This window comes from Flavobacterium sp. WC2430, assembly GCF_040822075.1.
In the GTDB taxonomy this organism is placed as follows: domain Bacteria; phylum Bacteroidota; class Bacteroidia; order Flavobacteriales; family Flavobacteriaceae; genus Flavobacterium.
In genome coordinates, this window is record NZ_CP162007.1 from 3,530,908 (window position 1) to 3,557,810 (window position 26,903).

Annotated in this window: 17 protein-coding genes; 15 read left to right on the forward strand and 2 right to left on the reverse strand. The window is 34.1% G+C overall.

All coding sequences use genetic code 11. The features are described from left to right. Positions 1-4: 4 nt before the first annotated feature. Positions 5-715, reverse strand: coding sequence for an ATP-binding protein (locus AB3G36_RS15385; protein WP_367754185.1), 711 nt, complete (start codon positions 713-715; stop codon positions 5-7). 6 nt (positions 716-721) lie between these two features. Next, complete coding sequence (locus tag AB3G36_RS15390) at positions 722-3,469, reverse strand: PAS domain S-box protein (protein WP_367754186.1); 2,748 nt, start codon at positions 3,467-3,469, stop codon at positions 722-724. A 634-nt stretch (positions 3,470-4,103) separates the two neighbouring features. Here AB3G36_RS15390 and ppsA point away from each other — a divergent pair. The 15 genes from ppsA to AB3G36_RS15465 all read left to right on the forward strand — a co-directional run bounded on the left by ppsA (position 4,104) and on the right by AB3G36_RS15465 (position 26,467). Further along, complete coding sequence (gene ppsA / locus AB3G36_RS15395) at positions 4,104-6,518, forward strand: phosphoenolpyruvate synthase (protein WP_367754188.1); 2,415 nt, start codon at positions 4,104-4,106, stop codon at positions 6,516-6,518. Positions 6,519-6,540: 22 nt separating this feature from the next. Beyond that, positions 6,541-7,296 carry an SDR family oxidoreductase gene (locus AB3G36_RS15400; RefSeq protein ID WP_367754190.1) on the forward strand — a complete coding sequence of 252 codons (756 nt, stop codon included), beginning with the start codon at positions 6,541-6,543 and terminating at the stop codon, positions 7,294-7,296. Positions 7,297-7,332: 36 nt separating this feature from the next. Continuing rightward, positions 7,333-7,800: an OsmC family protein gene (locus AB3G36_RS15405; RefSeq protein WP_367754192.1), complete on the forward strand. Its 468-nt coding sequence runs from the start codon at positions 7,333-7,335 to the stop codon at positions 7,798-7,800. Then, positions 7,787-9,520 carry an acetate--CoA ligase gene (acsA, locus tag AB3G36_RS15410; protein ID WP_367754194.1) on the forward strand — a complete coding sequence of 578 codons (1,734 nt, stop codon included), beginning with the start codon at positions 7,787-7,789 and terminating at the stop codon, positions 9,518-9,520. Before AB3G36_RS15405 ends, acsA begins: the two co-directional genes overlap by 14 nt. 48 nt (positions 9,521-9,568) lie before the next feature. Beyond that, entirely contained in the window at positions 9,569-11,098 is a 1,530-nt protein-coding gene (locus AB3G36_RS15415) for a Do family serine endopeptidase (RefSeq protein ID WP_367754196.1), read from the forward strand. A gap of 51 nt (positions 11,099-11,149) precedes the next feature. Next, positions 11,150-12,139, forward strand: coding sequence for a pyruvate dehydrogenase (acetyl-transferring) E1 component subunit alpha (pdhA, locus tag AB3G36_RS15420; protein ID WP_367754198.1), 990 nt, complete (start codon positions 11,150-11,152; stop codon positions 12,137-12,139). Between the two features lie 51 nt (positions 12,140-12,190). Then, entirely contained in the window at positions 12,191-12,373 is a 183-nt protein-coding gene (locus AB3G36_RS15425; protein ID WP_367754200.1) for a zinc ribbon domain-containing protein, read from the forward strand. A 105-nt stretch (positions 12,374-12,478) separates the two neighbouring features. Beyond that, the gene (locus AB3G36_RS15430) at positions 12,479-13,477 is read left to right on the forward strand and encodes an alpha-ketoacid dehydrogenase subunit beta (RefSeq protein WP_367754201.1); all 999 of its coding nucleotides are present in this window, start codon (positions 12,479-12,481) and stop codon (positions 13,475-13,477) included. Next, positions 13,470-14,651, forward strand: coding sequence for a dihydrolipoamide acetyltransferase family protein (locus AB3G36_RS15435; RefSeq protein ID WP_367754203.1), 1,182 nt, complete (start codon positions 13,470-13,472; stop codon positions 14,649-14,651). The genes AB3G36_RS15430 and AB3G36_RS15435 overlap by 8 nt, the downstream gene beginning before the upstream one ends. Then, complete coding sequence (locus AB3G36_RS15440; protein WP_367754205.1) at positions 14,648-14,899, forward strand: acyl carrier protein; 252 nt, start codon at positions 14,648-14,650, stop codon at positions 14,897-14,899. The genes AB3G36_RS15435 and AB3G36_RS15440 overlap by 4 nt, the downstream gene beginning before the upstream one ends. A 33-nt stretch (positions 14,900-14,932) precedes the next feature. Beyond that, positions 14,933-15,925, forward strand: coding sequence for a 2-hydroxyacid dehydrogenase (locus AB3G36_RS15445; RefSeq protein ID WP_367754206.1), 993 nt, complete (start codon positions 14,933-14,935; stop codon positions 15,923-15,925). Positions 15,926-15,977: 52 nt separating this feature from the next. Further along, positions 15,978-18,605 (forward strand): cation-translocating P-type ATPase, encoded by a 2,628-nt coding sequence (locus AB3G36_RS15450; RefSeq protein ID WP_367754208.1) that lies wholly within the window; start codon positions 15,978-15,980, stop codon positions 18,603-18,605. Between the two features lie 171 nt (positions 18,606-18,776). Further along, positions 18,777-19,877 (forward strand): M50 family metallopeptidase, encoded by a 1,101-nt coding sequence (locus tag AB3G36_RS15455; RefSeq protein WP_367754210.1) that lies wholly within the window; start codon positions 18,777-18,779, stop codon positions 19,875-19,877. Continuing rightward, the gene (locus AB3G36_RS15460; protein WP_367754211.1) at positions 19,867-21,027 is read left to right on the forward strand and encodes a phosphatidylserine/phosphatidylglycerophosphate/cardiolipin synthase family protein; all 1,161 of its coding nucleotides are present in this window, start codon (positions 19,867-19,869) and stop codon (positions 21,025-21,027) included. Before AB3G36_RS15455 ends, AB3G36_RS15460 begins: the two co-directional genes overlap by 11 nt. A 187-nt stretch (positions 21,028-21,214) precedes the next feature. Further along, complete coding sequence (locus AB3G36_RS15465) at positions 21,215-26,467, forward strand: endonuclease (RefSeq protein WP_367754213.1); 5,253 nt, start codon at positions 21,215-21,217, stop codon at positions 26,465-26,467. Positions 26,468-26,903 lie beyond the last annotated feature (436 nt).

A 26,903-nucleotide genomic window follows, 5' to 3' on the forward strand; every position in this document is an offset into this window, starting at 1 on the left:
TTTTTTATTTGGGCCAATTAAATTTAAAAACGGATCCCCTATCAATACTAGGTGAATACTCCATTTTACCACCTACCCTTTTTATTATTTTATTGCAAATTGTTAATCCTGCCCCTGTAGTTTCTAGAATGTCCTTTGAATTAACGGTATAGAACATATTGAAAATTTTTTCTTTAACTTCTTCTGGAATTCCAGGTCCATCGTCTCTTATAGTAAATTCGTAATTCGTTGCTGATTCATTAACTTCAATAAAGATATTCATTTTCTCTTTATCGTGAAATCGGATAGCGTTATCTAAAAGATTTGTTAGTACTTTTTGTAGCTTCTTACCTAAAGAATTGCTGTTTTCATTTTCAATTGTATACAAAAAATGAAATTCAGCTTTATCTTTTTCTTTTGTCAGTTCGACACAATCCGCTATCATTCGAGGAATATTAAACTCATACATTTCATTATCAAAATTATTGACTCTTGAAAGTTCCAGTAAAGCATTCATCATCATTTCTAGACGTCCAACTCTATTTTTCAACAAACTAAAATTAGCCAAGACCTCATTATTACTAATTCCTTCTAGGTCTTCTTCGATCCAATTAGTAATATTAGTGATAGCTCTTATGGGACTTTTTAGATCGTGGGAAACGATATAAACAAATTCTTCGTGTTCTTTTTTGAGAGCTATTAATTCCTCTTCTTCTTCGTTTACGAATTCCTTCATTTTATCTTATTTAGGGATTGTAAAAATAAAACTTGTTCCGCTACTTTCTACTGATTCAATATAAATATCGCCGCCCTTTTCTTCGATTATTTTTTTTACAATTGACAAACCAATTCCTGTACTTTCCTTTTTATCTCTTGCTTCAATTGTTTGGAAAACTCCAAATACTCTTTCCTGATATTCTTTAGGAATTCCAGGTCCGTTATCGCTAATTTTAAATTGATGAAAATCAGGTAATTCAATATAAACACATTCTATTTCACCAATTTCTTTATCATTATATTTTACCGCATTACCAATAATATTACTAAAAACTTGATACAATAAAATTTTGGCATCAAAAATTTGTGGTATTTTATCTGCAATCGAAACTTCAAAATCCTTGTTTGGAACTATCGTTTCTACAATTTGGTCCAACATTAACTTAATATCAATTGTTTCCATTTCGATGTGAGTTCTACCAATTCTAGAATAATCCAAAACCCCATTAATTAAGTTTTCCATACGCAATATACGACCACGTAATAATCCTAAATTATTTTTTACATCCTCTGGCATTTCAGGCATGTCTTCCACAATCCATTCTGCAAGGTTATTGATCGCTCTCAAAGGAGCCTTAAGATCATGTGAAACTACATATGCAAATTGATCAAGCTCTTTATTGTTTTTTTCTAAATCGATTAAGGCATATTTTAGATTTTCTTGTGCTAATTTTTGTTGCGAAATATCGGCACTAATCGCTATATATTGATAAACCTTGCCATTGGTGTCGGTAAAAGGAACAATTGCCGTTTTTTCCCAATATAGGGAACCATCTTTAGCTCTGTTTCTTATATTCCCTTTCCAAATTTTCCCATTGACAACTTCCCTCAATATATTCTTGGCAAATTCCACAGGTAGATAATTTGATATCATTCGTTGATTTTGACCTATCAATTCGTCTTTATTATATTTAGAAATTTTACAAAAATTATCATTGACAAAAGTAAACACCCCATTTACATCAGTAATAGAAACAATTGAAGATTCATCCAAAGCAGCTCTAATGTCTAATACTTCTTTTGATTTTTCTTGAATTTTTTGTTCGGCTATTGTTTTTTCTGTAACATCTTGTACTGAACCTTGAAGTCCTATTATTTCCCCCTTTTCGTTTTTATAAGGTGCTCCTATTTCTAAAATATATTTTATCCTATTATCCGGAAAAATAATTCTATAATTGATTTTAAAATCTTCACCTGTTTTTAAAATATTGTTACTCAACTCATCTAGAATTGATAAATCATCTGGGTAAATTCTACTTCTATAAGCTTCATTGAGTTTATCTACCGTAATTTGTTCAAACTCAAAAATAGCATAGTGTCCTTTGGACCATATTAGATTATTCGATTTAAGATCAAATTTCCAACTTCCAGTTTTAGCAATACTTTCTGCTTCATCCAGTAACTTATTACTATTCAATAAATTTAATTCGGCTTCCTTTTCTTTAGTAACATCTTTTGCTATTCCTAAATATCCAGTTATTTCACCCTCTTTATTTTTGATGGCAGTTACTGATAACCTCATAGGAAAAGTAGTTCCGTCCTTTCTAACATACGACCATTCTTGGGAATCAGCTATACCAAATTCTCTAGCTTTCACTACAAATGTGTCATATCCAGGCTCGATTTCCCTTCCTAATTCAATAGATAACTCTTCCGCTCTTTTTACCACTTCTTCCTTAATATGAAAGATTTCTGGTGTAATTTTACCTTCGACATCCTCCGCTTTATAACCCAAGAGTTTTTCGGCGCCTCTATTAAATTGTTTAATAACACCATCGAGATCTGAAGAAATTATTGAAAATTCAGTTGCATTTAGAATAGCGGATAGTTCAGTGGAAATATTTATTAGTTCTTCTTGCTTTTCTATTTCTAAGGTAATATCACGAGCAATACTATAGAGATTTCCTGTTTCTGGATCAGGTGTAGATCTCCAACTCAATGATATATACGCTCCATTTTTACATTTGTATCTATTGACAAAACTTAATGTTTTTTCTCCATTGGCTAGTTTTTCAACTTCTTTATAGGTTTTTTCCAAATCATCTGGATGAATAAAATCTACAAAAAGCTTTCCTTCCAATTCCTCTCTTGAATATCCTAAAACCGTTATAAAAGTAGGATTCACTTTATGAAATGTTCCATCAATATTAGCAATACAAACTAAATCCTTTGATAACTCCACAAAATTTTTAAATTCTTTTTGGGAATCTATAAGCTGTAAATTTTTTCTACGTAGTTGTAATAAATTTATGACTTGATTTGCTAATAATTTAAGTGCATTTTTTTGCAAATCAGTTAATTCTCTTGGTACTGTATCAATTACACAAAGTGTTCCCAAATTATACCCTTCACTATCTTTGAGCGGTGCACCGGCATAAAACCGAATATCAGGATTTCCAGTGACTAATGGATTATCTGAAAATAATGTATCTTCTAATGCATTTTGAACTTCATAAACCTCATCTCCCATTATAGCGTATTGACAAAAAGAAAAAGATTTTGGAGTTTCTTTTACTTCTAATCCAACACTTGATTTAAACCATTGCCTGTCTTTATCCAAAAGACTCACTAAGGAAATTGGGGTGTTACAAATATAAGATGCCAATTGGGTAATGGAATCGTAATCAATCTCGGACAAAGTATCCATTATTGAATAGCTATCCAGTGCTTTTAAGCGATCTTGTTCATTTGATGCAGTAGGATTTTTTTTCATATAAACTGATATTTTTTCAAATTAGAAAATAAGAATAATTCCTAATTAGTAATAATCTTGGGTGCTCTACAAAATTAAAATTAATTTTAATTTATATGTAATTTTTAATATTATAATGCACCAATTAAATAACATTTTTTAATTTAATTATTAAATAATTATTACACTTCTAAAAAACCGTCCTAAACTCTCTACTTCTCTTTTTTAGTCCAAAAAAAAAATTTTATCGCTTAGAACTTCTAGACTATTTAATTAAAAAGCTGTAATCCCAAAAAATCATATTTTTTCTTATTTGGATGAAACCCAATAAATTTTCACAAGCCATTAAATGTAATTTACAAAAAAATTAAAAATAAAACATAAATACCTACAAAACAGATATTTAAATAAAACTTTATTGATAAATTATTATTATTTACACTTCTAAAAAAAAATATTTGACTAATTTTACAATAGGCTCATTTGCCATACAAGAAATACCTACCTCCTCTTGTATCTATCCATTTTTTGTTTACACAAATTGTTTTTGAATTCCTTTTAGAAAGCATCTATAAGTGAATCCATTTTTTAGCTGTTGATTTTTTATTAAAGTTAGAATACCCAAGTAAATCCTATTTAAAATATTTAAAAAGACATGGAAAATTCAAAACTTACCCTTTTTTTCGACAAAATCAGTATTACAGATATTGAAACCGTTGGAGGTAAAAATGCCTCATTGGGCGAAATGTATAATCAATTGAATCCTTTAGGAATTACAATACCCAATGGTTTTGCCGTCACTGCAAGTGCTTATCGATTATTTCGAAAAGAAAACCATCTTGAAGAAACGCTAAATGATTTACTGCTTTCGCTTGATACCAAGAATTATTCAAATCTTTCTGAAACTGGTAAAAAAGCGAGACATCTTATTTTATCGGCTAAGATTCCAGATACCATTAAAACTGAAATTGATACCGCATACCAATCGCTTTGCAAACAAACGGGTATCAAAAATGTAGGTGTAGCGGTACGAAGTAGCGCAACTGCTGAGGATTTACCTACAGCTAGTTTTGCAGGGCAAATGGAGTCTTTTTTAAATATTACAGGAAAGGAACAATTATGGGACGCTTTACTTCATTGCTACGCCTCCCTTTTTACAGATCGCGCCATTAAATACCGTCATGACATGAATTTTACTAAAATAGATATTGCTATTTCGGTAGGTGTTCAACAAATGGTTCGAAGTGATAAAGCATCATCCGGCGTGGCTTTTACCATCGATCCGGATACAGGTTTTCAAAATACAATAATCATCAATGGATGTTGGGGACTGGGAGAAAACATTGTTAAGGGAACGATTACTCCAGATGAGTGGATGGTTTTCAAACCTACTTTACAAAATAAAAATAACACCCCTATTCTAAAAAAACGTTGTGGAAGGAAAGAGTTCACCATGATTTATACCGAAAAATCAAAAATAAGCTCTGCCGAAAATACCATTGTAAATATCTCTACTCCAATAGAAAAACAAAACCAATATGCATTGAATGATAGTGAAGTAATACAACTAGCGCAATGGTGTAAAACAATAGAACTACATTACAAGAAACCCATGGATATTGAATGGGCAAAAGACGGTATAAATAATCAGTTATACATAGTGCAAGCAAGACCAGAAACCATTTATGGGACAATTAAAAGGAAAATAAGAGAAATTTATAAACTCAAGGAAAAAGGGACTTTAATAACGCAAGGAATAGCTCTTGGGGACAAAATTGCTAGCGGTAAAGCTCGAATTCTTAATAATCCTCAAGAAGGTAATTTATTACTTGAAGGTGAAATCCTAGTGACTGACATGACCAATCCCGACTGGGATCCAATAATGAAAAAAGCCTCGGCTATTATAACCAATAAAGGAGGTCGTACCAGTCATGCCGCAATTGTAGCACGGGAACTAGGGACTGTTGCTGTAGTAGGAACCGGAAATGCCACACAACGCATAAAAAATGGGCAGTTAATCACCATTTCTTGTGCCGAGGGAAAAGAAGGAAACATTTATGAAGGTCAGTTAAAATGGGAAGTGACTGAGCATGATTTTAGTCAATTAGCAATGCCCGAAACAGAGCCCATGTTTATCCTTGCTGATCCTGAGCGCGCGTTCGAGCTCAGTTTTTATCCAAATAAAGGTGTGGGTTTAATGCGAATGGAATTTGTCATTTCAAACGTTATAAAAATTCATCCATTGGCCTTATGTGAACCCGAAAAAATAACCGATAAAGCCATAACAGCCGAAATACAGGAACTCACAAAAGGCTATCAAGACGGAAAAAATTATTTCATTGATCAATTAGCCGAAGCAGTAGCAATAGTAGCTGCCGCTTTCTATCCCAAAGATGTTATTGTTCGCATGAGTGATTTTAAGAGCAATGAATATGCTAATCTCATTGGTGGAAAATATTACGAACCCAAAGAGGAAAACCCTATGATTGGTTTTCGTGGTGCTTCCCGTTATTATAGTGATTTTTATCGAAAAGGATTTGCTTTAGAATGTGAAGCCATGAAAAAAGTGAGAAACCAGATGGGACTTATGAATGTCAAATTGATGATTCCTTTTTGCAGAACAATTGAGGAAGGGGAAAAAGTACTTGCCGAAATGGCAAAAAATGGCTTAACCCAAGGCGAAAACAATCTAGAAATTTATGTTATGATTGAAATTCCGAGTAATGTCATCTTAGCCGATGAATTTGCTGCTCTTTTTGATGGTTTTTCAATTGGATCGAATGATTTAACACAACTTACATTGGGTTTAGACCGAGATTCTGAATTGGTAAGTTATTTATTTAGCGAACAAAATTTGGCAGTAAAAACCCTAATTAGGGAAACAATAAGTGCTGCCAAACGCAATAAGATAAAAGTGGGGCTTTGCGGTCAAGCCCCAAGTGATATTCCAAAATTCGCACAGTTTTTAGTCGAAGAAGGAATTGATAGTATTTCCTTTAATCCAGATGCCTTAATAAAAGGAATTGAAAATATATTGGAAGCCGAAAAGAAAAATAAAGTACGATTATAGAACATCTAAAAAACTACAAATTATGGAAACTGAATTCAAAAATAAAGTAGCGATTGTCACTGGTGGTTCATCTGGAATTGGGAGAGCCACTGCTCTGGCTTTTGCTAAAAAAGGAGCTCATGTGGTTGTGGTAGATTGGGCCGAAAATACAGAAACAATTGATCTCATTAAAAAATATGGTGTTGATGCTTTATTTATTAAATGTGATGTTTCAAAAACGGCTGAAGTGAAAGCTATGGTCGAAAAAACGATTGCCACTTTTGGACGATTGGATTTTGCATTCAATAATGCGGGTATCGAGGGAACCTCAGCCCAAACTGCTGATTGCACCGAAGAAAATTGGGATAAAACCATTGGTGTAAACCTAAAAGGAATTTGGCTTTGTATGAAATATGAAATCCCCGAAATCCTCAAACAAGGTAAAGGCAACATTGTGAATTGTGCTTCGGTGGCTGGATTGGTAGGATTTGGAGGACTCCCTGCTTATGTTGCATCAAAACATGGAGTTATTGGCCTCACAAAAACAGCTGCACTAGAGTATGCCAAAATGGGTATTAGAGTAAATGTAGTTTGTCCAGGAGTGATTCAAACCCCAATGATTGATCGACTTACAGGACGTAATGAAGAATCTATAGAACAATTTACAGCACTAGAACCCCTTGGCCGTTTTGGAAAACCCGAAGAAATTGCCAATGCAGTCATATGGATGTGCTCTGATGAAGCTTCCTTTGTCACAGGTCATGCCATGGCTGTAGACGGTGGATTTACAGCGCAATAAACTACTAACTAATTTTATAACTAAACCTTGATTACTATGACCATTTACGAAGTAAAATTAAAATGTAAAGAGAATAAAAAAGGATTTTTAATTGCATCCATATTCCCTAAAAATCCAGAAGAAGAAATGCCAATAGAATTACCAAAAAAAATGGAAAAAATATGGTCACCAGAACATTTACTACTCACATCTTTAAACAGCTGTTTGATGACCACTTTTTTAACCACAGCAGAAAATTCTAATATTCAATTTGTAAGCTTTGAAAGTAGTTCTAGTTGCAAAATAGAAATGATAAAAGGAAAATATTTAATCACTGAAATTGTGTTAAGACCAAAAGTGATACTCCCTTATTTCCAAAATCCTGAACGGGTAAAATACATTTTGGAAATGAGTAAAAATTCCTGTTTGATTTCAAATGTCATTAAAACAAGCATTCGACTAGAGCCAGAAGTAAGCATCGAGCTAAATCTAATTTCCAAAAAAGAAAAATATGATTTTGGATAAAAATAAAATAGCGTACCACTTATTGGATTACGAAAAAGAACAAACTACTTTTTCATGGGAAAAATGTGCTCAGGAATTAGTTGGATTACCTGATAAAAAAGGATTAAATATAGCCCATGAAGCTGTTGATCGTCACGCACAAGGCGAAAATAAAGACACAGTGGCTTTTTGCTTTATTCAAAAAGATAGAAGTTTTCGCGAAATTACTTATCTCGAACTACAAAAACAGACTTCAAAATTTGCCCATGTTCTTCAAAATCTGGGAATAAAAAAAGGAGAATATGTTTTTACATTGACTGGAAGAATCCCTGAATTGTATATAACCGCTTTAGGGACACTAAAATATACTGCTGTTTTTTGTCCGCTTTTCTCCGTTTTTGGACCTGAACCTATTTATAAAAGGCTCAGTAAAGGTGAAGCTACGGTTTTAGTAACCACCACATTTTTATTTGAAAAAAAAATAAAACAAATACTCGATAAACTTCCTGCATTGCGCTTTATTATTCTTACTGATGCGAGCGAATCGGTTTCTGATACTATTTTATCTTTTTCTACATTAATGAAACAAGCCAAAGATGAATTTCAAATTCCGGAAACCAATCCAGAGGATGCTGCCTTACTCCATTTTACCAGTGGAACAACAGGAATGCCAAAAGGCGTTTTACATGTTCATAAAGCCGTACTTACCCATTACATAACCGGAAAATATGTTCTCGATTTTCACAAAGGAGATCGGTATTGGTGTACTGCAGATCCTGGCTGGGTAACTGGTACCTCATATGGGATTATAGCGCCACTTGTTCATGGTGTTACCAGTATCATTGATGAGGCTGAATTTGATGCGACAAGGTGGTACAGTATTCTTGAAGAACACAAAATAACAATATGGTACACTGCTCCCACTGCCATCAGACGCTTGATACGTTTAGAAATTAAACCCAAAGAAAAATACTTCCTTGAAAATCTTCGATTGATTTTGAGCGTAGGTGAACCGCTTCATGCTCAAGCTGTTATTTGGTGTCAAGAGAATTTTAATATTCCGATTCTAGATAATTGGTGGCAAACTGAAACAGGTGGAATCATGATTTCAAATTATGCTTCCATGAAAGTAAAACCCGGTTCAATGGGAAAACCCTTACCTGGAATTATAACCGCTATTGCCGAAGTGAGTAACGACCAACTAAAAATAATTACTGAGCCCAATTTACAAGGCCATTTGGTTATAAAAACAGGATTTCCATCCTTATTTCGAGCTTATTTACATGAAGAGGAGCGCTATAAAAAATGTTTTATTGGCGACTGGTACCTCAGCGGGGATTTAGCCAAAAAAGATGCCGATGGGTATTACTGGTTTGTAGGTCGAACGGATGATATTATAAAAACATCAGGACACATGGTAGGTCCATTTGAGGTTGAAAGCACATTAATAAGTCATCCCTACGTAGCAGAAGTAGCAGTTATAGGTAAACCAGAACCAACAATTGGGGAAATTGTAAAAGCATTTATCGTCTTGAAAACAGGAATAGAACCCAATGAGCAAACAAGAATGACACTTATCGCTTTTGCCCGAAAAGAAATGGGGCCTGCTGTGGCTCCCAAAGAAATTGAATTTATTGACACAATTCCCAAAACCCGAAGCGGAAAAATTGTAAGGCGTTTACTTAAAGCAAGAGAATTGGGACTACCAGAGGGTGATATTTCAACATTGGAACAACCTTAAGCCATCTTATACATTAAGAACTTATTTACAACAAAATAAATTTCAATCATGTCAACATTCAAAAAAAATAATTGGAAAAAACGGGGAATTCATTGGCTAATTATCCTTCTGGTATGCCAAGGATGCCAAGCACAGGACAAAGAAAAGGAAAAAGATATTGCTTCAATTCAAAAAAATACATCCTCAAATGCTGAGAAAGTAAATTATTCGAGTATTGTTGATTTTAAGTTAGCTGCAAAAACAGCTATGCCAGGAGTGGTAAACATCAAATGTACTTTTAAATCAAAAATGCAATCCTATGATAATGAAGATCGAAATGATTTTTATAACCTTCCTGATTTATTAAAAGATTTTTTTAGAGAAGACCCTTTTTTAAAACAGTTCAAGTTTCAAAATCCTAGAGCGCCTCAATATGATTCGCAGCCTATTATAGGAAGCGCATCTGGAGTAATACTTACACCTGATGGATATATCATCACAAACAATCATGTGGTACAAAAGGCAGACGAAATAACCATAACCTTGTATGATGGTCGCTCTTATAACGCAAAAATCATTGGTGCTGATCCACTAACTGATCTTGCACTTCTTAAAATTGAAGAAAAAAATCTTCCTTATATCATGTTTGGCGATAGTGATACAATAGAAGTGGGTGAATGGGTTGTTGCCGTTGGAAATCCTTTTAATCTCTCCTCCACCGTTACTGCTGGAATTGTAAGTGCCAAGGCTCGAAATATAAATATACTAAATGATCAAGGCGCTATTGAATCATTTATTCAAACAGATGCAGCGGTAAACCCTGGAAACAGTGGAGGCGCACTGGTAACCTTAGAAGGAAAACTTATAGGAATCAATACTGCGATTGCCACACCTACCGGAGTCTATGCTGGTTATGCATTTGCAATTCCTGTGGATATTGTCAAAAAAGTAGCCAATGATCTAATGAATTTTGGAGTGGTTCAAAGAGGCGTATTAGGAATCATAATCAGGGATATGAACAGTACACTTTCGAAAGAAATTCATATTGACCGTGCAAATGGGGTTTATGTAGATAGCGTATCAGCAAATGGTGCTGCAAAAGAAGCGGGAGTAAGAGCCAAAGATGTAATCATTGCCATTGATGGTCTAGAAACTAATACCGCATCTAAATTGCAAGAAATTGTAATGCGTAAACGCCCAGGCCAAAAAGTACAAATTACACTGATACGAAATGGTAAAGAGAAAAAAGAACTGACAGCCATACTCAAAAAACAAGAAAAAATACCAGAAGAACCAAAAAGTGGCAGCGCTAATTTGTTTAAAGAATTGGGCGTGCAACTGGAACCCATCACTAAAGAAGATGAAAAAAAATACAATTTAAAAAGCGGCTTGAAAGTAACCAAACTTTATGACGGAACACTTAAAAGATATACAGATATACGGGAAGGTTTTGTAATTACTGCCGTCAATAATCGAATAGTAACAAATATTTCATCTTTTATAGAAGCAGTCGAAACACAAAAAGGAGGTATTATGCTCGAAGGAAAATATGCCGGTGACCCTACTTTTTATTATTATGCCTTTGGGTTACAAAAATAAAAATCAATTTCTGTAACTATAATTTTATTCTAAATATAATTCATCAAGAAAATGATACAAGTAGATAAAATAGAGAGCAAATCTGATCTAAAAAAAGCACTTTTATTTTTATATCAAATGTTACTCATCAGAAGATTTGAGGAAAAAGCGGCAGAAATGTATTCGAAAACAAAAATTCGCGGTTTCCTTCATCTCTATATTGGTGAAGAGGCCGTGGCAGTAGGAGTAATTCAGGCTTTGAATGAAGATGATTCTATTTTATGCACTTATCGTGAACATGGCCATGCTATTGCCCGAGGAATTGATCCTGATGTTATAATGGCCGAAATGTATGGTAAAATGGAAGGTTGCAGTTTAGGGCGTGGAGGTTCTATGCATTTATTTGACATTTCAAAAAAATTTTATGGCGGTAATGCCATAGTTTGTGGACACTTACCTATTGCAGTAGGAATGGCATTGGCCTCCAAAAAACAAGGAAAAAACAATGTTACCTGTTGCTTTTTTGGCGAAGGAGCTGCTGCCGAAGGAGAATTTCACGAGGCAATGAATCTGGCATCTCTCTGGAAAGTACCTGTTTTATTTATTTGTGAAAATAATCTTTATGCCATGGGTACTGCCATTCGATATTCACATGCAGTAACCGAAATAGAAAAAAAAGGGGCCGCTTATGCCATAACATCTTCTGCAGTGGATGGAATGGATTTACTGGCCGTCATAGATGCTGCCAACGTAGCGGTAGAAAGAGTACGAACTACAGGAAACCCTTATTTATTGGTTTGTAACACCTATCGTTTTAGGGCACATTCTATGTTTGATGCCGAATTATATCGTGATAAAGAAGAAGTAGAACTATGGAAAAAAAGAGATCCAATTCCGCAATACGAACAGTATCTTTTACAAAAACAATGGATTACAAAAGAGGAGATTACCGCTTTTGAAACTAAAATTGAAACTAAAATCCAGATTGCTGTAGATTTTGCAGAATCAGGAACATGGGAACCAATTAGCCAATTGAAAAAATTTGTTTACAGTGAAAAATAAACCATCAACCCATTGAAGAAACAGGAATAAACAACCTTAAAAATAAATACTATGGTAACGCAAGCATTATGTCAAAGTTGTGGTATTCCTTTACAAGATGAATGGAGAAAAGGCACAGAGGAAAACAAGCTAAAAAGTAAATTGTATTGTAAGTTTTGTTATGAAAACGGACATTTTATACATCCTGAAATAAATTTGAAGGAAATGGTAAAAAATACCGAAATCCAAATGTAAAAAATTGGAATTATCCTCAGATTTTATCGAAAAAGCACTGGCTATTTCACCTTTATTAAAACGATGAAAAAAACAATAATCCATTTTTAATTAAACGCAAATCAAATGCAAAATACCACCGAAAATAGAAAAATCACCTATCGTGAAGCATTGAAACAAGGGCTACGCGAAGCACTACAAAATGACGAGCGTGTTTTCTTGATGGGAGAAGATGTAGGTCGATATGGAGGGGCATTTGCTGTGAGTAAAGGTTTTTTACAGGAATTTGGTGAAGATCGTATCATGGATACACCGCTTTCCGAGGCTGGTTTTGTAGGTGCAGGAATAGGTTCGGCAATCGCGGGCATGAAACCCATTATAGAACTGATGACAATTAATTTTAGCCTTTTGGCCATGGATCAAATTGTCAATAATGCGGCCACTTTATCACATATGTCAGGTGGCCAAATAAATGTACCTATAGTAATACGAATAGGTTGTGGAATTGGCAGACAATTAGCTGCACAACATTCACACAGTTGGGAACCATTATATGCCCATATACCAGGTTTAATTGTATTATCTGTGGGTACTCATGAAGATGCCAGAAACATGTTGCGCACAGCGCTTCAAAGTCCTGATCCTGTTTTACTATTTGAATACACCGCCATGCTAAATTTAGAAAAAGAAATAAATACGGAAACGAGTCCTGTAAATATTAATGCTTCAAAAATAATTCGAGAAGGTAAAGATGTTACTCTTATTACTTATGGATCTGGAGTCTATAAATGTTTGGATGCTGCATCGGACTTAGCCACAATGGGAATTGATGCAGAAGTCATTGATTTACGGGTTTTACGTCCTTTGGATGAAGAGACTTTTCTGGCTTCAGTTTCAAAAACACATCGGGCAATTATTGTAGAAGAAGCCTGGCGTTCTATAAGTATTTCTTCAGAGGTTTCTTCACGGATAATGGAAAAAGTATTTTATGAATTGGATGCTCCTGTAGAACGACTTTGTGGTGTTGAAGTTCCCATTCCCTACCCTGCGCATTTGGAGGAAGCATCAATCCCTCAAAAAAATGATATTATTAATGCTGTCAAAAAAATGATACATCATGATTAAATTTCAAATGCCCAGTTTAGGTGCAGATATGGAAGACGGGACTTTGATCGAATGGAAAATAAAACCGGGCGATAAAGTACAGCGTGGCGATATAATTGCCGAAGTAGAAACACAAAAAGGGCTCATTGAAATTGAAGTTTTTGATGAAGGGACCGTATCTGAATTACTGGTTAAAGAAGGCAGTAAAGTACCCATAGGAACCGTCATGGCATTGATTCAATCCAGTAAAACAGCTTTAGATCAAAATGAAGAAAAAATTATTAAAGAAAAAGGAATTGATTTACAACCAATAGAAGAAAAAACAACAGCTCAAATACCAGTCAAAGAAGAAATTAGAATGGCTATAAAAGCGTCTCCACTAGCCAGAAGAATAGCCGAGGAAAATAATATATCTCTATCGCAAATTAAAGGAACCGGGCCAGAAGGAGCAATTACTAGAGAAGATGTAGAGCAGTTCATTTTGCAAAATAAACAGCCAAAAACTGCTATTTTAACTGATAAATCCAATGTGCAAACTGTAGCTATTCGAGCAGCAACAGCAGCCGCTATGAGTAAATCGAACAGAGAAATTCCGCATTATTATCTAGAAAAAAAGATAGATGTTACAAAAACATTGTCTTGGCTAAAAGAATTAAACAAGAACCGAGCAGTAGAGCAGCGATTGTTGCCCGTAGTTTTATTCCTTAAAGCAGTGGCTCAATCCTTGAAAGATTTTCCAGATTTAAATGCTATTTGGGATAATGGTTTACAACCCAAAAAAGATATTAATATTGGTTTTGTAGTTGCCTTACGAACTGGAGGGATTATGGTTCCTGCACTTCATGAAGTGGATTTGAAAAACTGTGACGAGATTATGGAAACATTAAACGATATAATTCCCAGAGCAAGAGCATTAAAATTACGTAGTTCTGATTTGAGTGACTCCACTATTACAATTACTAACATTGGTGAAGGTGGAGCTGATAGTGTTTATGGCATCATTTATCCACCACAAGTGGCAATTATTGGTTTTGGAGCTATAGCTGAATATCCTTTTGCCGAAAATGGAATGATTGGCATTCGATCAACCGTTTCTGTAACCTTGGCAGGAGATCATCGCGCAACAGATGGATTAACTGGCAGCAGGTTTTTACAAACAATAAATAAGCATTTACAAAATCCTGAAAACTTATGAATGAGCAAGAAATCAAAAAGACCATCATTACCTTATTAAAAAATATTGCCCCAGATACAGACCCTGATGAATTGAAAGAAAATGATAATATACAAGAAATATTAAGTATCGATTCATTTGACTGGTTGCAGTTTATCGTGGCTTTAAACAAAAAGTTGGGCATTGAAATTCCCGAACAGGATTACGGAGAAGTAGCTCATTTAAGAGATTTACTTTTTTATGTAACTAAAAAAATGAAGCCCAAGTAAATACTTTTTTGAAATAAATTAAAAAACAAAATCATGAAAATATTAATGTACAGCACCTTTGAATTCGAAAAACCATTTATAGAAAAAGCTATACATGGTAAACTGGAATTGGTTTATACTTCTGAGAATTTAAACGAAGATACAGTTGCTCTTTCTGAAGGCTTTGAAGGCATCTCTCTTTTTACTTCAGATTTTGCCAGTACACCCATATTAGAAAAACTGTACCATTTTGGGATAAAGTATATTGCCTTACGCTCGGTAGGTCACGATCATATTGATTTAAAAAAAGCCAGAGCACTAGGAATAAAAGTGGCAAATGTTCCTGCATACTCCCCTTTTTCTATTGCCGAGCATGCCGTAACTTTATTGTTGGCTTTGAATAGAAAAATAGTACTGGGTCAGAAATTAATGGAAATGGGAGATTACCGACTGGATAATTTATTGGGTTTTGATTTACATGAAAAGACAGTTGGAATCATTGGAACCGGAAAAACAGGTAGCGCTTTTGCTAAAATAATGCACGGCTTTGGTTGTGACCTTTTGTGTTATGATCCCATAATAAATCAGGAACTCATTCAGCAAATCAATATCAAGTATTCCACCTTAGAAATGCTGTGTCAAAATGCTGATATCATATCCATTCATTGTCCTTTGAATACCAGTTCTAAATATATGTTTAATAAATCGCTTTTTAATCAAATGAAAAAAGGAGTGTTTTTTATTAATACCGCTCGAGGAAAAATTGTAAATACGGAGGATTTAATACAGGCTATAAACAAAGGAATTGTAGCTGCTGCCGGTCTTGATGTTTATGAAAAAGAAAGGCCTATTTTTTTTAAAAACCATGTTAATAAAAAGAATAATGACCATATGTACACCATACTTCGCTCACTGCCCAATGTGTTAATTACGGGACATCAAGGGTTTTTAACTAATGAAGCATTGCAAGGTATTGCAAATACTACGATAGCAAATTTTAATGCCTGGGCATACAATGATACTTCTGAAAATGAACTTGAACCCTAATGATAGGAAATGAAGTCAGTAAATTCGAAAAAATACTTAAAAATTACTTCTAATGAATTGGCATTTACTTCCCATTACCAAAGTTACTCAATTGTTAGAGACAAGTCCATTGGGTATTGATGTGTCTATCGCCTCAAAACGTTTGGAAAAAAATGGGAAAAATCAAATTGAAGATGCCAAAAAGAAAACGGTTTTACAACTGTTGCTACATCAACTTTCTGATTTTATGATTCTTATTCTTGCTTTAGTGGCTGTACTATCAGGAATTATCGGGGAAATTACAGATACCTTAATAATTATTGCTATTCTTTTTATTAACGGAATCATAGGTTTTATTCAAGAATACCGAGCCGAAAAAGCAATTCAAGCCTTAAGAAACATGGTTCCAAGTCATGCCAGAGTCATGAGATCAGGAATCGTTCATGAAATACAAACCAAAAATCTTGTTCCAGGTGATGTAGTTTTACTTGAAACGGGAAACAGTATCCCAGCTGATGTTCGTTTTTTTGAAACACATCAAATTAAAGTAGATGAATCAACACTTACTGGAGAATCACAAAACGTTGAAAAAAATAAAAATAAATTATCTAATGGAGAATATGCGCTTGGTGATCAAATCAATATGGGATTCAAAGGAACATTTATAACAAACGGACGTGGAAAGGCGTATGTCACAGCAACCGGAATGCACACGGAACTGGGTAAAATTGCCAAAATGATTCAAAAAGACGATTTAATCACACCATTGCAAAAAAAATTGGCAGCTTTTGGCAAACGATTATTTCTTATAATTCTCCTGATTTGTATCCTTATTTTTATAATTGGCTGGATAAATGGTGAAGCTCCATTACATATGTTGTTAATATCTATTTCGCTTGCAGTTGCTGCACTTCCAGAAGCATTACCCGCACTTATCACAATTACATTGGCACTTGGTGCCAAAAAACTGGTAAAAAACAATGCGCTTATTCGGAAACTGCCTACTGTGGAAACCCTCGGTTCTGTAACTTATATCTGTTCAGATAAAACGGGAACGCTGACCATGAATAAAATGATGGTCGCCGAAATTTATAAAACTCCCAATACAGAACTAAGCAGTTCTTTTCATGAAAATGAAATGTTCTACAATGCAATGGCGTTAAATAATGATGTTTCAAAAATTGATACAGGAAAATGGCTGGGTGATTCTACCGAAGTGGCATTGGTACAATATGCATTAGAACAAGGGATTGAAAAAACCGAATTAGAAATAAAATTCCCCAGAGTTACCGAAATTCCTTTTGACGCATCTAGAAAATGCATGACAACCCTGCATAAAACCGAAAAAGGAATACTCGTTATAACAAAAGGAGCCGTTGATGTATTATTGAATAAAATAGCGTATAGCCAGAAGCCATATGTTCAAAACTTTGAATTGAAGGCCAATGAAATAGCAAATAAAGGCTACCGTGTACTGGGTTTTGCCATAAAAGAAATAAAAAAAATTCCCATTGAATTAAACATTAACGAAATAGAATCTGCATTAACCTTTATTGGCATCATAGGGATAATTGACCCACCAAGAGAAGAAGTCAAATATGCAATTCAAGGATGCAAAGAAGCAGGAATTATACCAGTAATGATTACAGGTGATCATACAATTACAGCAGTGGCAATAGCCAAACAATTAGGAATTATCTCATCTAAAGAAGATATTGCTTTGAGTGGCAATACACTTTCTTTATTATCTGAAAAAGAGTTTGAAACTATTGTAAAAAAAGTGCGGGTATATGCTAGAGTAAATCCAGAACAAAAATTAAAAATCATCAAAGCTTTACAAGCTAATAACCAAATAATTGCAATGACTGGTGATGGAATTAATGATGCTCCTGCACTTAAAAATGCCGATATAGGAATTGCAATGGGAATTATGGGAACCGAAGTGGCCAAAGAAGCCGCAGATATGATATTACTTGATGACAATTATGCTACAATTATTGTAGCCGTTAAACATGGCCGAATGATCTATGATACTATTTTAAAATTTATTAAATACATTCTTACTGGGAATTTTGGTGAGATAACTACCTTATTTCTAGCGCCATTTTTTGGATTACCCATCCCACTCTTTGCCATCCATATTTTATGGATCAATCTTGTAACCGATGGATTACCCGGATTAGCACTAGCATCTGAACCTCCTGAATCAAACATTATGAAACGTCCACCCAGAAGACCAAGTGAGTCTGTATTCTCAAGAGGAATGGTACTACATATTGTTTGGGTCGGTTTTTTGATGGCCACAATAACACTAGGAATGCAGGCTTGGGCTATACAATCTCACAGTTCACATTGGCGTACAATTGCTTTTACAGTGCTTTGTTTTAGTCAGTTGGGACATGTCATGGCAATTCGTTCCGAGAAAAATTCTCTTTTTAAAATTGGTTTCTTTTCAAACAAGATGCTTTTAATGGTATTGATTTTTACAGTAGCATTGCAACTAGCACTTATCTACACTCCTTTTCTTAACCACGTTTTTAAAACACAACCGCTTACCCTATATGAATTAGTTGCTTCAATTTTAGCATCTAGTCTTGTATTTTGGGCTGTAGAAATTAATAAATGGATCATTCGCAGAAAGAAAATAAATCCAAATGACTCTGAAAAAAAGAGTTTCTCAAAAAATAGCTATTATCATTAAAACAAATCCATTCTTAAATAAATATTTCGAACTTTTCTTCAAAAAAAAGTTGTAAATTAGTAAGGCAATTATCCCCAATCTCCTTTCGAATAAAATACCTATATTTTTGATTTTTAAACATTTACACGTTTTTTGTAATTATGCTATTTGATAGCATCAAAAAAAAAGAAAATGAAAGGATCATTTAAACTTGGAAAAGTAGCAGGAATTGATTTGTTCGTTCATTGGACATTTTCATTGCTGCTTGCGTTTATTATTTTCATGAATTATCGTTCAGGATATAAAGCAGTTCAGATCATGTGGTCAATTGCATTTATTCTAACCATTTTTTTAACCGTTGTTTTACATGAATTGGGACATGCCATAGCTGCAAAAAGATATGGAATAAAAACCAAAGATATTACACTACTTCCCATTGGAGGATTGGCACGATTAGAGAAACTTCCAGAAAAACCAATAGAAGAATTAATTGTGGCATTTGCTGGTCCTATGGTCAATCTTTTTTTGGCGTTAATAACGAGTTTTTTTGTTGCAATACCCGAAAATGAAGAAGTCCTTATGGCTCAATTATCTGTAGGTATAAATGCTGATAATTTCTTTTTGAACTTCTTAATTGTCAATATCGCATTAGCCTTATTCAATTTAATTCCAGCATTTCCTATGGATGGCGGACGCATTTTAAGAGCTATTTTGGCATTTAAATTTCAAAGACATACTGCTACCAAAATTGCAGCCCGAATAGGACAACTATTAGCAATGGGCTTTATATTTTTAGGTTTTTTTTCAAATCCGTTTTTAATTTTCATAGGCTTTTTTGTCATCATGGGAGCACAAATGGAGACTGAATACACAGCATCAAAATACCTACTTAAAGGATATACCGTTCGAGATGTACTTATGAAACAATACCAAACAATTGACGCTTATGAACCCATAAAAAGTGCTATATCATTACTACTGGACAGTCAGTCTAAAATCTTTCTAATAACGGATAATGATGAACCCGTAGGAACATTAAATAGAGACCAAATTATAATAGCTCTTTCAAGAAGTGGAGAAAATACTCCCATTATCAATGCCATGAACAAAAACTTAGTTTTCCTAAATATTGACACGCTTCTGGGAGACATTTTTGAGTTGGTTTACCACAACAAATCCAATTTAATGTTGGTCATGGAAAATAATAAGCTAGTAGGAACATTGGACACAGAGAATCTCTTAGAGTTTATTTTAATAAAAGAAGTAAAACAAAAAACTGCTTATGCTGTATAATGATTACGCTAAAAACGAATTAAAGAAAGTCGAATTAGTTCACAGTGGAACCGATTATTTTTTACGTTTAGAACACCTAATCCAAGAAGCCAAATATGAAATTCATTTACAATACTATATATTCAAAGATGATCACATTGGAAATAAAATATTGGAAGAATTAAAAAAGGCAGCTAAACGTAGAGTTCGAGTTTATATTTTATTAGATGGTTTTGGTTCTTTTTCTTTTCCAAAAGAGCTTGTTGATGAACTGATTGCAATAGGCATACACTTTCGTTTTTTCTCCCCTTTTCTCTCCTTAAGTTCCTTATATATTGGTCGAAGATTACACCATAAAGTTGTGGTTTTTGATGATCTTGTAGTGTTAATTGGAGGAATTAATATAGCTGACAAATATATAGGATCGAAAGAAAACAAAGCGTGGCTTGATTATTCAGTTCAAATAAATGACATAAAAATTGCCAAAAAACTACAATTACTTTGCCGAGACTTATTCTTTAAGAAAAAATATTTCTTTAAAAGAAGAATTGAATCTGTGTTTAGTTCTGGTGAAGAAACAGTGGTGAGGATCATTCAAAATGATTGGCTGAAAAGTAAAAATGAAATATATGATGCTTATATAAATGCCTTTACTCTTGCCCAAAAAGAAATTACCATAGTAGGGAGTTATTTTTTGCCAGGTCAAAAACTTTATAATGCACTAAAAAAAGCATCAAAAAACAAAGTCAAAATACGACTAATTTTATCTGGAAAATCTGATGTTCCTTTATCTAGACGGGCTACTTATCATATTTACTCAACTCTACTTGATCATAACATCGAAGTCTATGAATGGAATAAAACAATACTTCATGGAAAAGCAGCAATTGTAGACCATCACTGGACAACTATTGGTTCCTTCAATCTTAATAATTTAAGTTGCTATGGAAGTTTAGAAATGAATGTTGAAATCAAATCCATCCCATTTTCAAATACATTTCAAGACCATCTAGATGAAATCATTTCACAAAGCCATAGAATAACACCTAAATCATTAAAAAAAGGAACAATGATTTCCCGTTTAAAAAATTATTTATCCTACTGGACCGCCAGGTTCATTCTTAATTTTGTTACCTATTTCCCAAATAAAAAGTTTAAAAAATATTATTAATCCCTAAAACTGCCACGTTAAATTAACATAAAATTTTTCACTATTATAATCGTTTCAACTTATTTGTTAAATAATCGTATAGATTTTTTGTCTTTTTGTTAATAATTTTAACAATTTGTTAATAGTATTAAACATGTAAAAACTCAAATATGTATATATTTACTTTCCAATAAATTAAATAACAATTATGAAGCATTTTTACTTAAACAGGCAGTTCTTTCTTATAGCTGTATTTAGTTTTTTAAGTGCTATTTCCTTTGCTCAAGTTCCTACCTATTATAATGGAACGAACATTAGCCAAACAGGAGATGCGCTAAAAACAAGTCTTTCAAACTTAATCATCACTACCCACACCACAAATTTGACGTACACACCTGGGATTTGGGATGCATTAAAACAAACTGATTTAGATCCAAATGATCCAACAAAAGTTCTATTGATTTATGGTTATAATGACAGTGATTCTGATGTTACAAATGACCGAACTCGTTCTAAAGATCAAAACGGTGGTAACCAAGGAGATTGGAATAGAGAGCATGTTTTTGCTAAATCACTAGGAAATCCAAATTTGGGCACTGACGGTCCTGGAAGTGATGCACATCATTTACGAGCGGCTGATGTAACCTTGAATGCAACGAGAAACAACTATCCATTTGGTGATGGTTCAGGAAATGCTAAATTAGTTAATAATGCTTGGTATCCAGGGGACGAATGGAAAGGCGATGTTGCCCGTATGATTATGTACCTGCACTTGCATTATGGTGCTCAATGTCTTCCTAGTGCCGTGACCATCAGTTCACAAAACTACAGTGCTGATATGGCTGATATTCTATTAGAATGGAATGTTGAAGACCCTGTTTCTCAAGTAGAAATCAATAGAAATACAATATTAGAAGGAGTTCAAGGAAATAGAAACCCTTTTATTGACAATCCCGCTTTTGCAACAGCAATTTGGGGAGGACCACAAGCTCAAAATAGATTTGATGGAAGTGTACAATTAGATACTGAGGCACCATCTGTTCCAGCAACTTTATATGCTACTAATACAACCCAAACTGGAACAACTTTAACTTGGGTTCAATCAACAGATAATGTTGGTGTTTTAGGCTACCGAATTTACAATGGGTCAGTACAAATTGCTTCTTCATCAACAGCTAGTTATGTTTTAACTGGATTAACAGCGAATACAAATTATACCTTATCCATAAAGGCATTTGATGCGGCTGGAAACATTTCAGATGCTAGTAATAGCGTAGCTGTAACAACTTTAGTTGGTACACCACCAACAACTCCAACAACCTCTGTTGTTTTCATGAACGAGATTCATTATGATAATGCAGGTGCTGATGTAGGTGAGGGTGTTGAAATTGCAGGAACTGCCGGAACCGACTTAACAGGTTGGAGTATTATTCCTTATAATGGGAATGGTGGTGCATCGTACACTCCTGCAGGAAGTTTATCCGGTGTAATTCCGAATCAATCTAATGGATTTGGAACTGTTTTCGTAGCCATAAGTGGATTACAAAATGGAGCTCCTGATGGACTTGCATTAGTAAACAACTTAGGAAATGCAATTCAGTTTTTAAGCTACGAAGGCTCATTTGCTGCTACTAATGGTCCAGCAATCGGAATGACAAGCACGGATATTGGTGTTTCTCAAGCTGGAACCGAAGCAGTTGGTTTATCATTACAGTTGAAAGGATCTGGGAATCAATATAGTGATTTTACATGGCAAACTTCAACAACTAGTAGCTATGGAAACATCAATAACGGACAATCATTCTCAACGGTTGCAGAGCCTCTTACTGCACCAACAAATTTGGTAGCTAGTAACATCACACAAACCGCGACTAATTTGTCATGGGATGCAGCTACCTCTGCAGTATCATACGAAATATATAATGGAAATACTCAAGTGGGAGCTACAACAGCTACTACTTATACCTTAACTGGTCTAACGGCTACTACCGTTTACAACTTAACAGTAGTAGCATTAGATGTAGATGACAATACTTCTGAAGCAAGTAATTTAGTAAGCATAACAACCTTAAACAATACTACACCTACTCCAGCAGGAGCTATTTTTATCAATGAAATTCATTACGACAATGCAGGAACAGATGTTGGAGAAGGAGTTGAAATTGCTGGACCTGCAGGAACCAACATAACAGGATGGAAAATTATCCCTTACAATGGTAATGGAGGTGCTTCTTATACTCCAATAGGTAATTTATCAGGGACTATTCCTAATCAATTAAACGGATATGGTACTGTATCTGTAGCTATAGCAGGATTACAAAATGGTTCTCCTGACGGAATTGCTTTAGTAGATGCAAATAATAATGTAATTCAGTTTTTAAGCTACGAAGGTAGTTTTACTGCAACTAATGGTCCTGCTGCAGGAATGACAAGTACTGATATTGGTATTGCTGAAGCAAGTACTGCCACTGTTGGAAATTCTCTTCAGCTAGTTGGTAAAGGAACTCAGTATACAGATTTTACATGGGAAGCTGCTGTAAGCACTTTTGGAAATCCAAACACTGGACAAAAATTTGGTGATTTAGTTTTCATCAATGAAATTCATTATGACAATGCTGGAACTGATGTTGGTGAAGCAGTTGAAATTGCTGGTTATGCCGGAACTGATTTAACTGGTTGGAGTATTATACCTTATAATGGTTCAGGTGGAGCAAGCTATACTCCAATAGGAAATTTATCTGGTAGTATTCCTGATCAATTAAATGGTTATGGTACCGTATCTGTAAACATTGCTGGATTGCAAAATGGTTCTCCTGATGGAATAGCATTGGTCGATGCTACTGGAAAAGTGATACAATTTTTAAGCTATGAAGGTAGTTTTACTGCTACTAATGGTCCTGCTGTAGGAATGACAAGTACAGATATTGGTATTGCAGAAGCAAGCACAGCTGTACTAGGAACTTCATTACAACTAACAGGTGCAGGATATACCTATGCTGATTTTACTTGGCAAGCTTCCAATACTACTTTTGGAGCTATAAATAAAGGACAATTTTTTGGTGATGCTTCTGATATTTTAGTTGTAATTCCAATTGCTGAAGCAAGAAGCAAAGCAGATGGTGAAATTGTAACTGTAACTGGAGTTTTAACAGTTTCAGACCAATTTGCTGGATCAGCATACTTACAAGATGTTACTGGAGCGATAGCAGTTTTTGACAAATCAGTACATGGTACTGGACTTTTCAAAATAGGAGATTCTATCACTGTTACAGGAACTAGAAGCTCTTACAGCGAACAAGTTCAAATAAGCCCTGTGAGTGCGGTTACTAATAACGGATTACCTAATCAACCTGTTTCGCCGGTTACTATCACTTTGAGTGAAATGATAAACCACCCAGCTGAATTAGTAAGAATAGAAAATACGACTTTCCCTAAGCCTAGTGCCATTATGTTTGGTAATTCAAACACTGATATTACTGATGCAAGTGGAACAGCTCAATTAAGAATTGATGCTGATGTTGCTGATCTTACAGGTTTTGCACAACCAGAAAATTGTTCAGAAATAATAGGTGTTGTGGGAAATTATTTTGCCACTCAACAACTGTTACCACGAATGAGAACCGACTTCCCGTGTGCCGATAAATACCAACAAACAGGAAGTGATTTAAATATTTCAAAAGACAAAACTTTAGATATTGCGACTTGGAACATGGCGTGGTTTGGTGATGAAACTAATTCACCTGCTGCAGGAAAAGTGAATTCAGATGCGATACAAAAAGACTCAGTCAAAAATGTTTTGCAACAATTAGATGCTGATATTTATGCAGTAGAAGAAATATCTGATGATGTTTTATTTGCTCAAATGGTTAGCGAAATGAATGATTACAGTTATGTTTTATCTGAAGCAACTTCCTACCCAAATGATTTTACTAGTCCTAAACAAAAAGTAGGATTCATTTATAAAAATAAAACGGTTGTTCCTGTTAGCACAAAAGTTTTATTACAAACAATCCATCCTTATTATAATGGTGGAGATGTTTCTGCACTTGCAAATTATCCAGATGCTGATAAATCACGCTTTTTTGCTAGTGGTAGATTGCCCTTTATGATGACTGCAAATGTTACTATTAATGGTAACCAAAAACAAATTAACATTATTGACCTTCATGCTAGAGCAAATACAAGTGGTGATGCTCAAGGCAAATATGACATGCGTAAGTTTGATGTAGAAGTTTTAAAAGACACCTTGAATGCACAATATCCGGATGCTAACTTAGTATTACTAGGAGATTATAACGATGATGTAGATTACACCGTTTCAGATGTTCCTACAACTGTTTCTAGTTATGAAGCCTATGTAAATGATAGTGCCCATTTTAATGTAGTTACAAAAACATTAAGTGAAGCAGGATTTAGATCGTATGTGACCTATGAAAATATGATTGATCATATTACACTTTCAAATGAACTTGCGGATTTATACATCAATGAATCAGCAAGAGTACACTATGAATTTTACACGAGCGATTATACTAAAACAGCCTCTGACCACTTCCCTGTTTCAGTAAGATTACAATTAAAAGAATTGACGCTTGACGCTAGTAATACAAAAGATATAACTTGCAATGGCGAAGCTAATGGTACTGCTTCTGTATCTGTTTCAGGCGGAATTGCACCATACACTTATACTTGGAATATTGGTGAAATTACCGACACAAACTCTATATCAAATCTTGATGCGGGAACTTATAGTGTAACTGTAAAAGATATTTTAAATAATGAAGTAGTTGCAACATTTACTATAAATGAGCCTTCAATAATTGAAATTCCTGAAACTGAATCACCAACTGTATATTACGGGTATACAAATTCTTCTTGTACAACGCTTACCGCAGGCAATGTAACTGGAGGTATATTACCTTATTCATATACATGGAGTAATGGAGCTACGACAAGCAGTATTAATGTATGTCCAAGCGCAACAACAACTTATACATTAACGGTTACAGATGCTAATGGTTGCTCATCAGTATCCGAAAAAGCAGTAAATGTAATTGATGTACGTTGTGGTACTAATTCAAAAAATCCAAAAGTTGAAATTTGCCATAAAGGGAAAACAGTATGTATTGATGAAAATGCAGTTGCCTCTCATTTAGCACATGGTGACGTTTTAGGAAGTTGCGATACAGCAATTGAGGATGTAAAAATCACAGCTGTAAACGTTTTTCCAAATCCATTTGTAAGCCAAATCAATGTGGAAATTAATAGCTCATCTATTGCAAAAGTAGATTTTCAAATTTATAATTTCTTTGGACAATTAGTCAGCCAATCATCTCATAACATTACTTCAGGAAAATCAACTGTAAATCTACAATTAGCTGATTTAAGAAGAGGATTCTATTTCCTAAAAACAGTAGTTAATGGAAACATAAAACATATTAAATACCTTGTAAAGAACTAATTATTTCAACAAGTTAGATTGAGATAATTTGTTTTTATCTAAAATTAAAGCCTCCAAAATAATTGTTTTGGAGGCTTTTCATTTTAAGTCGTAACAAAAAAAATCTGCACAGATTATACTAAAATGTAAATAAAAAATTGTAAATTTATGTAGAGATACACCCCATTAATCGTTTGATATTATAATACTTACAAATTAAAAACATCTTAATTGATGCTTTAAATACTTTGATATTATGGAACCAAATATAAAAGTAAAACAAAAAAAAGAGGAATGGATTACAAAGGATCTAAAAAGTAAAATCCCAAAATTAGATTCAAAAACCATTTATATTCCAAATCAGAATAAGTTGTCATTTTGATTTATTTTTAAGATTACGTTGGCTAAGCTAACTTTGGAGCAGTGAGTCACTGTTCTGTAATTGAATGTTTTTTCA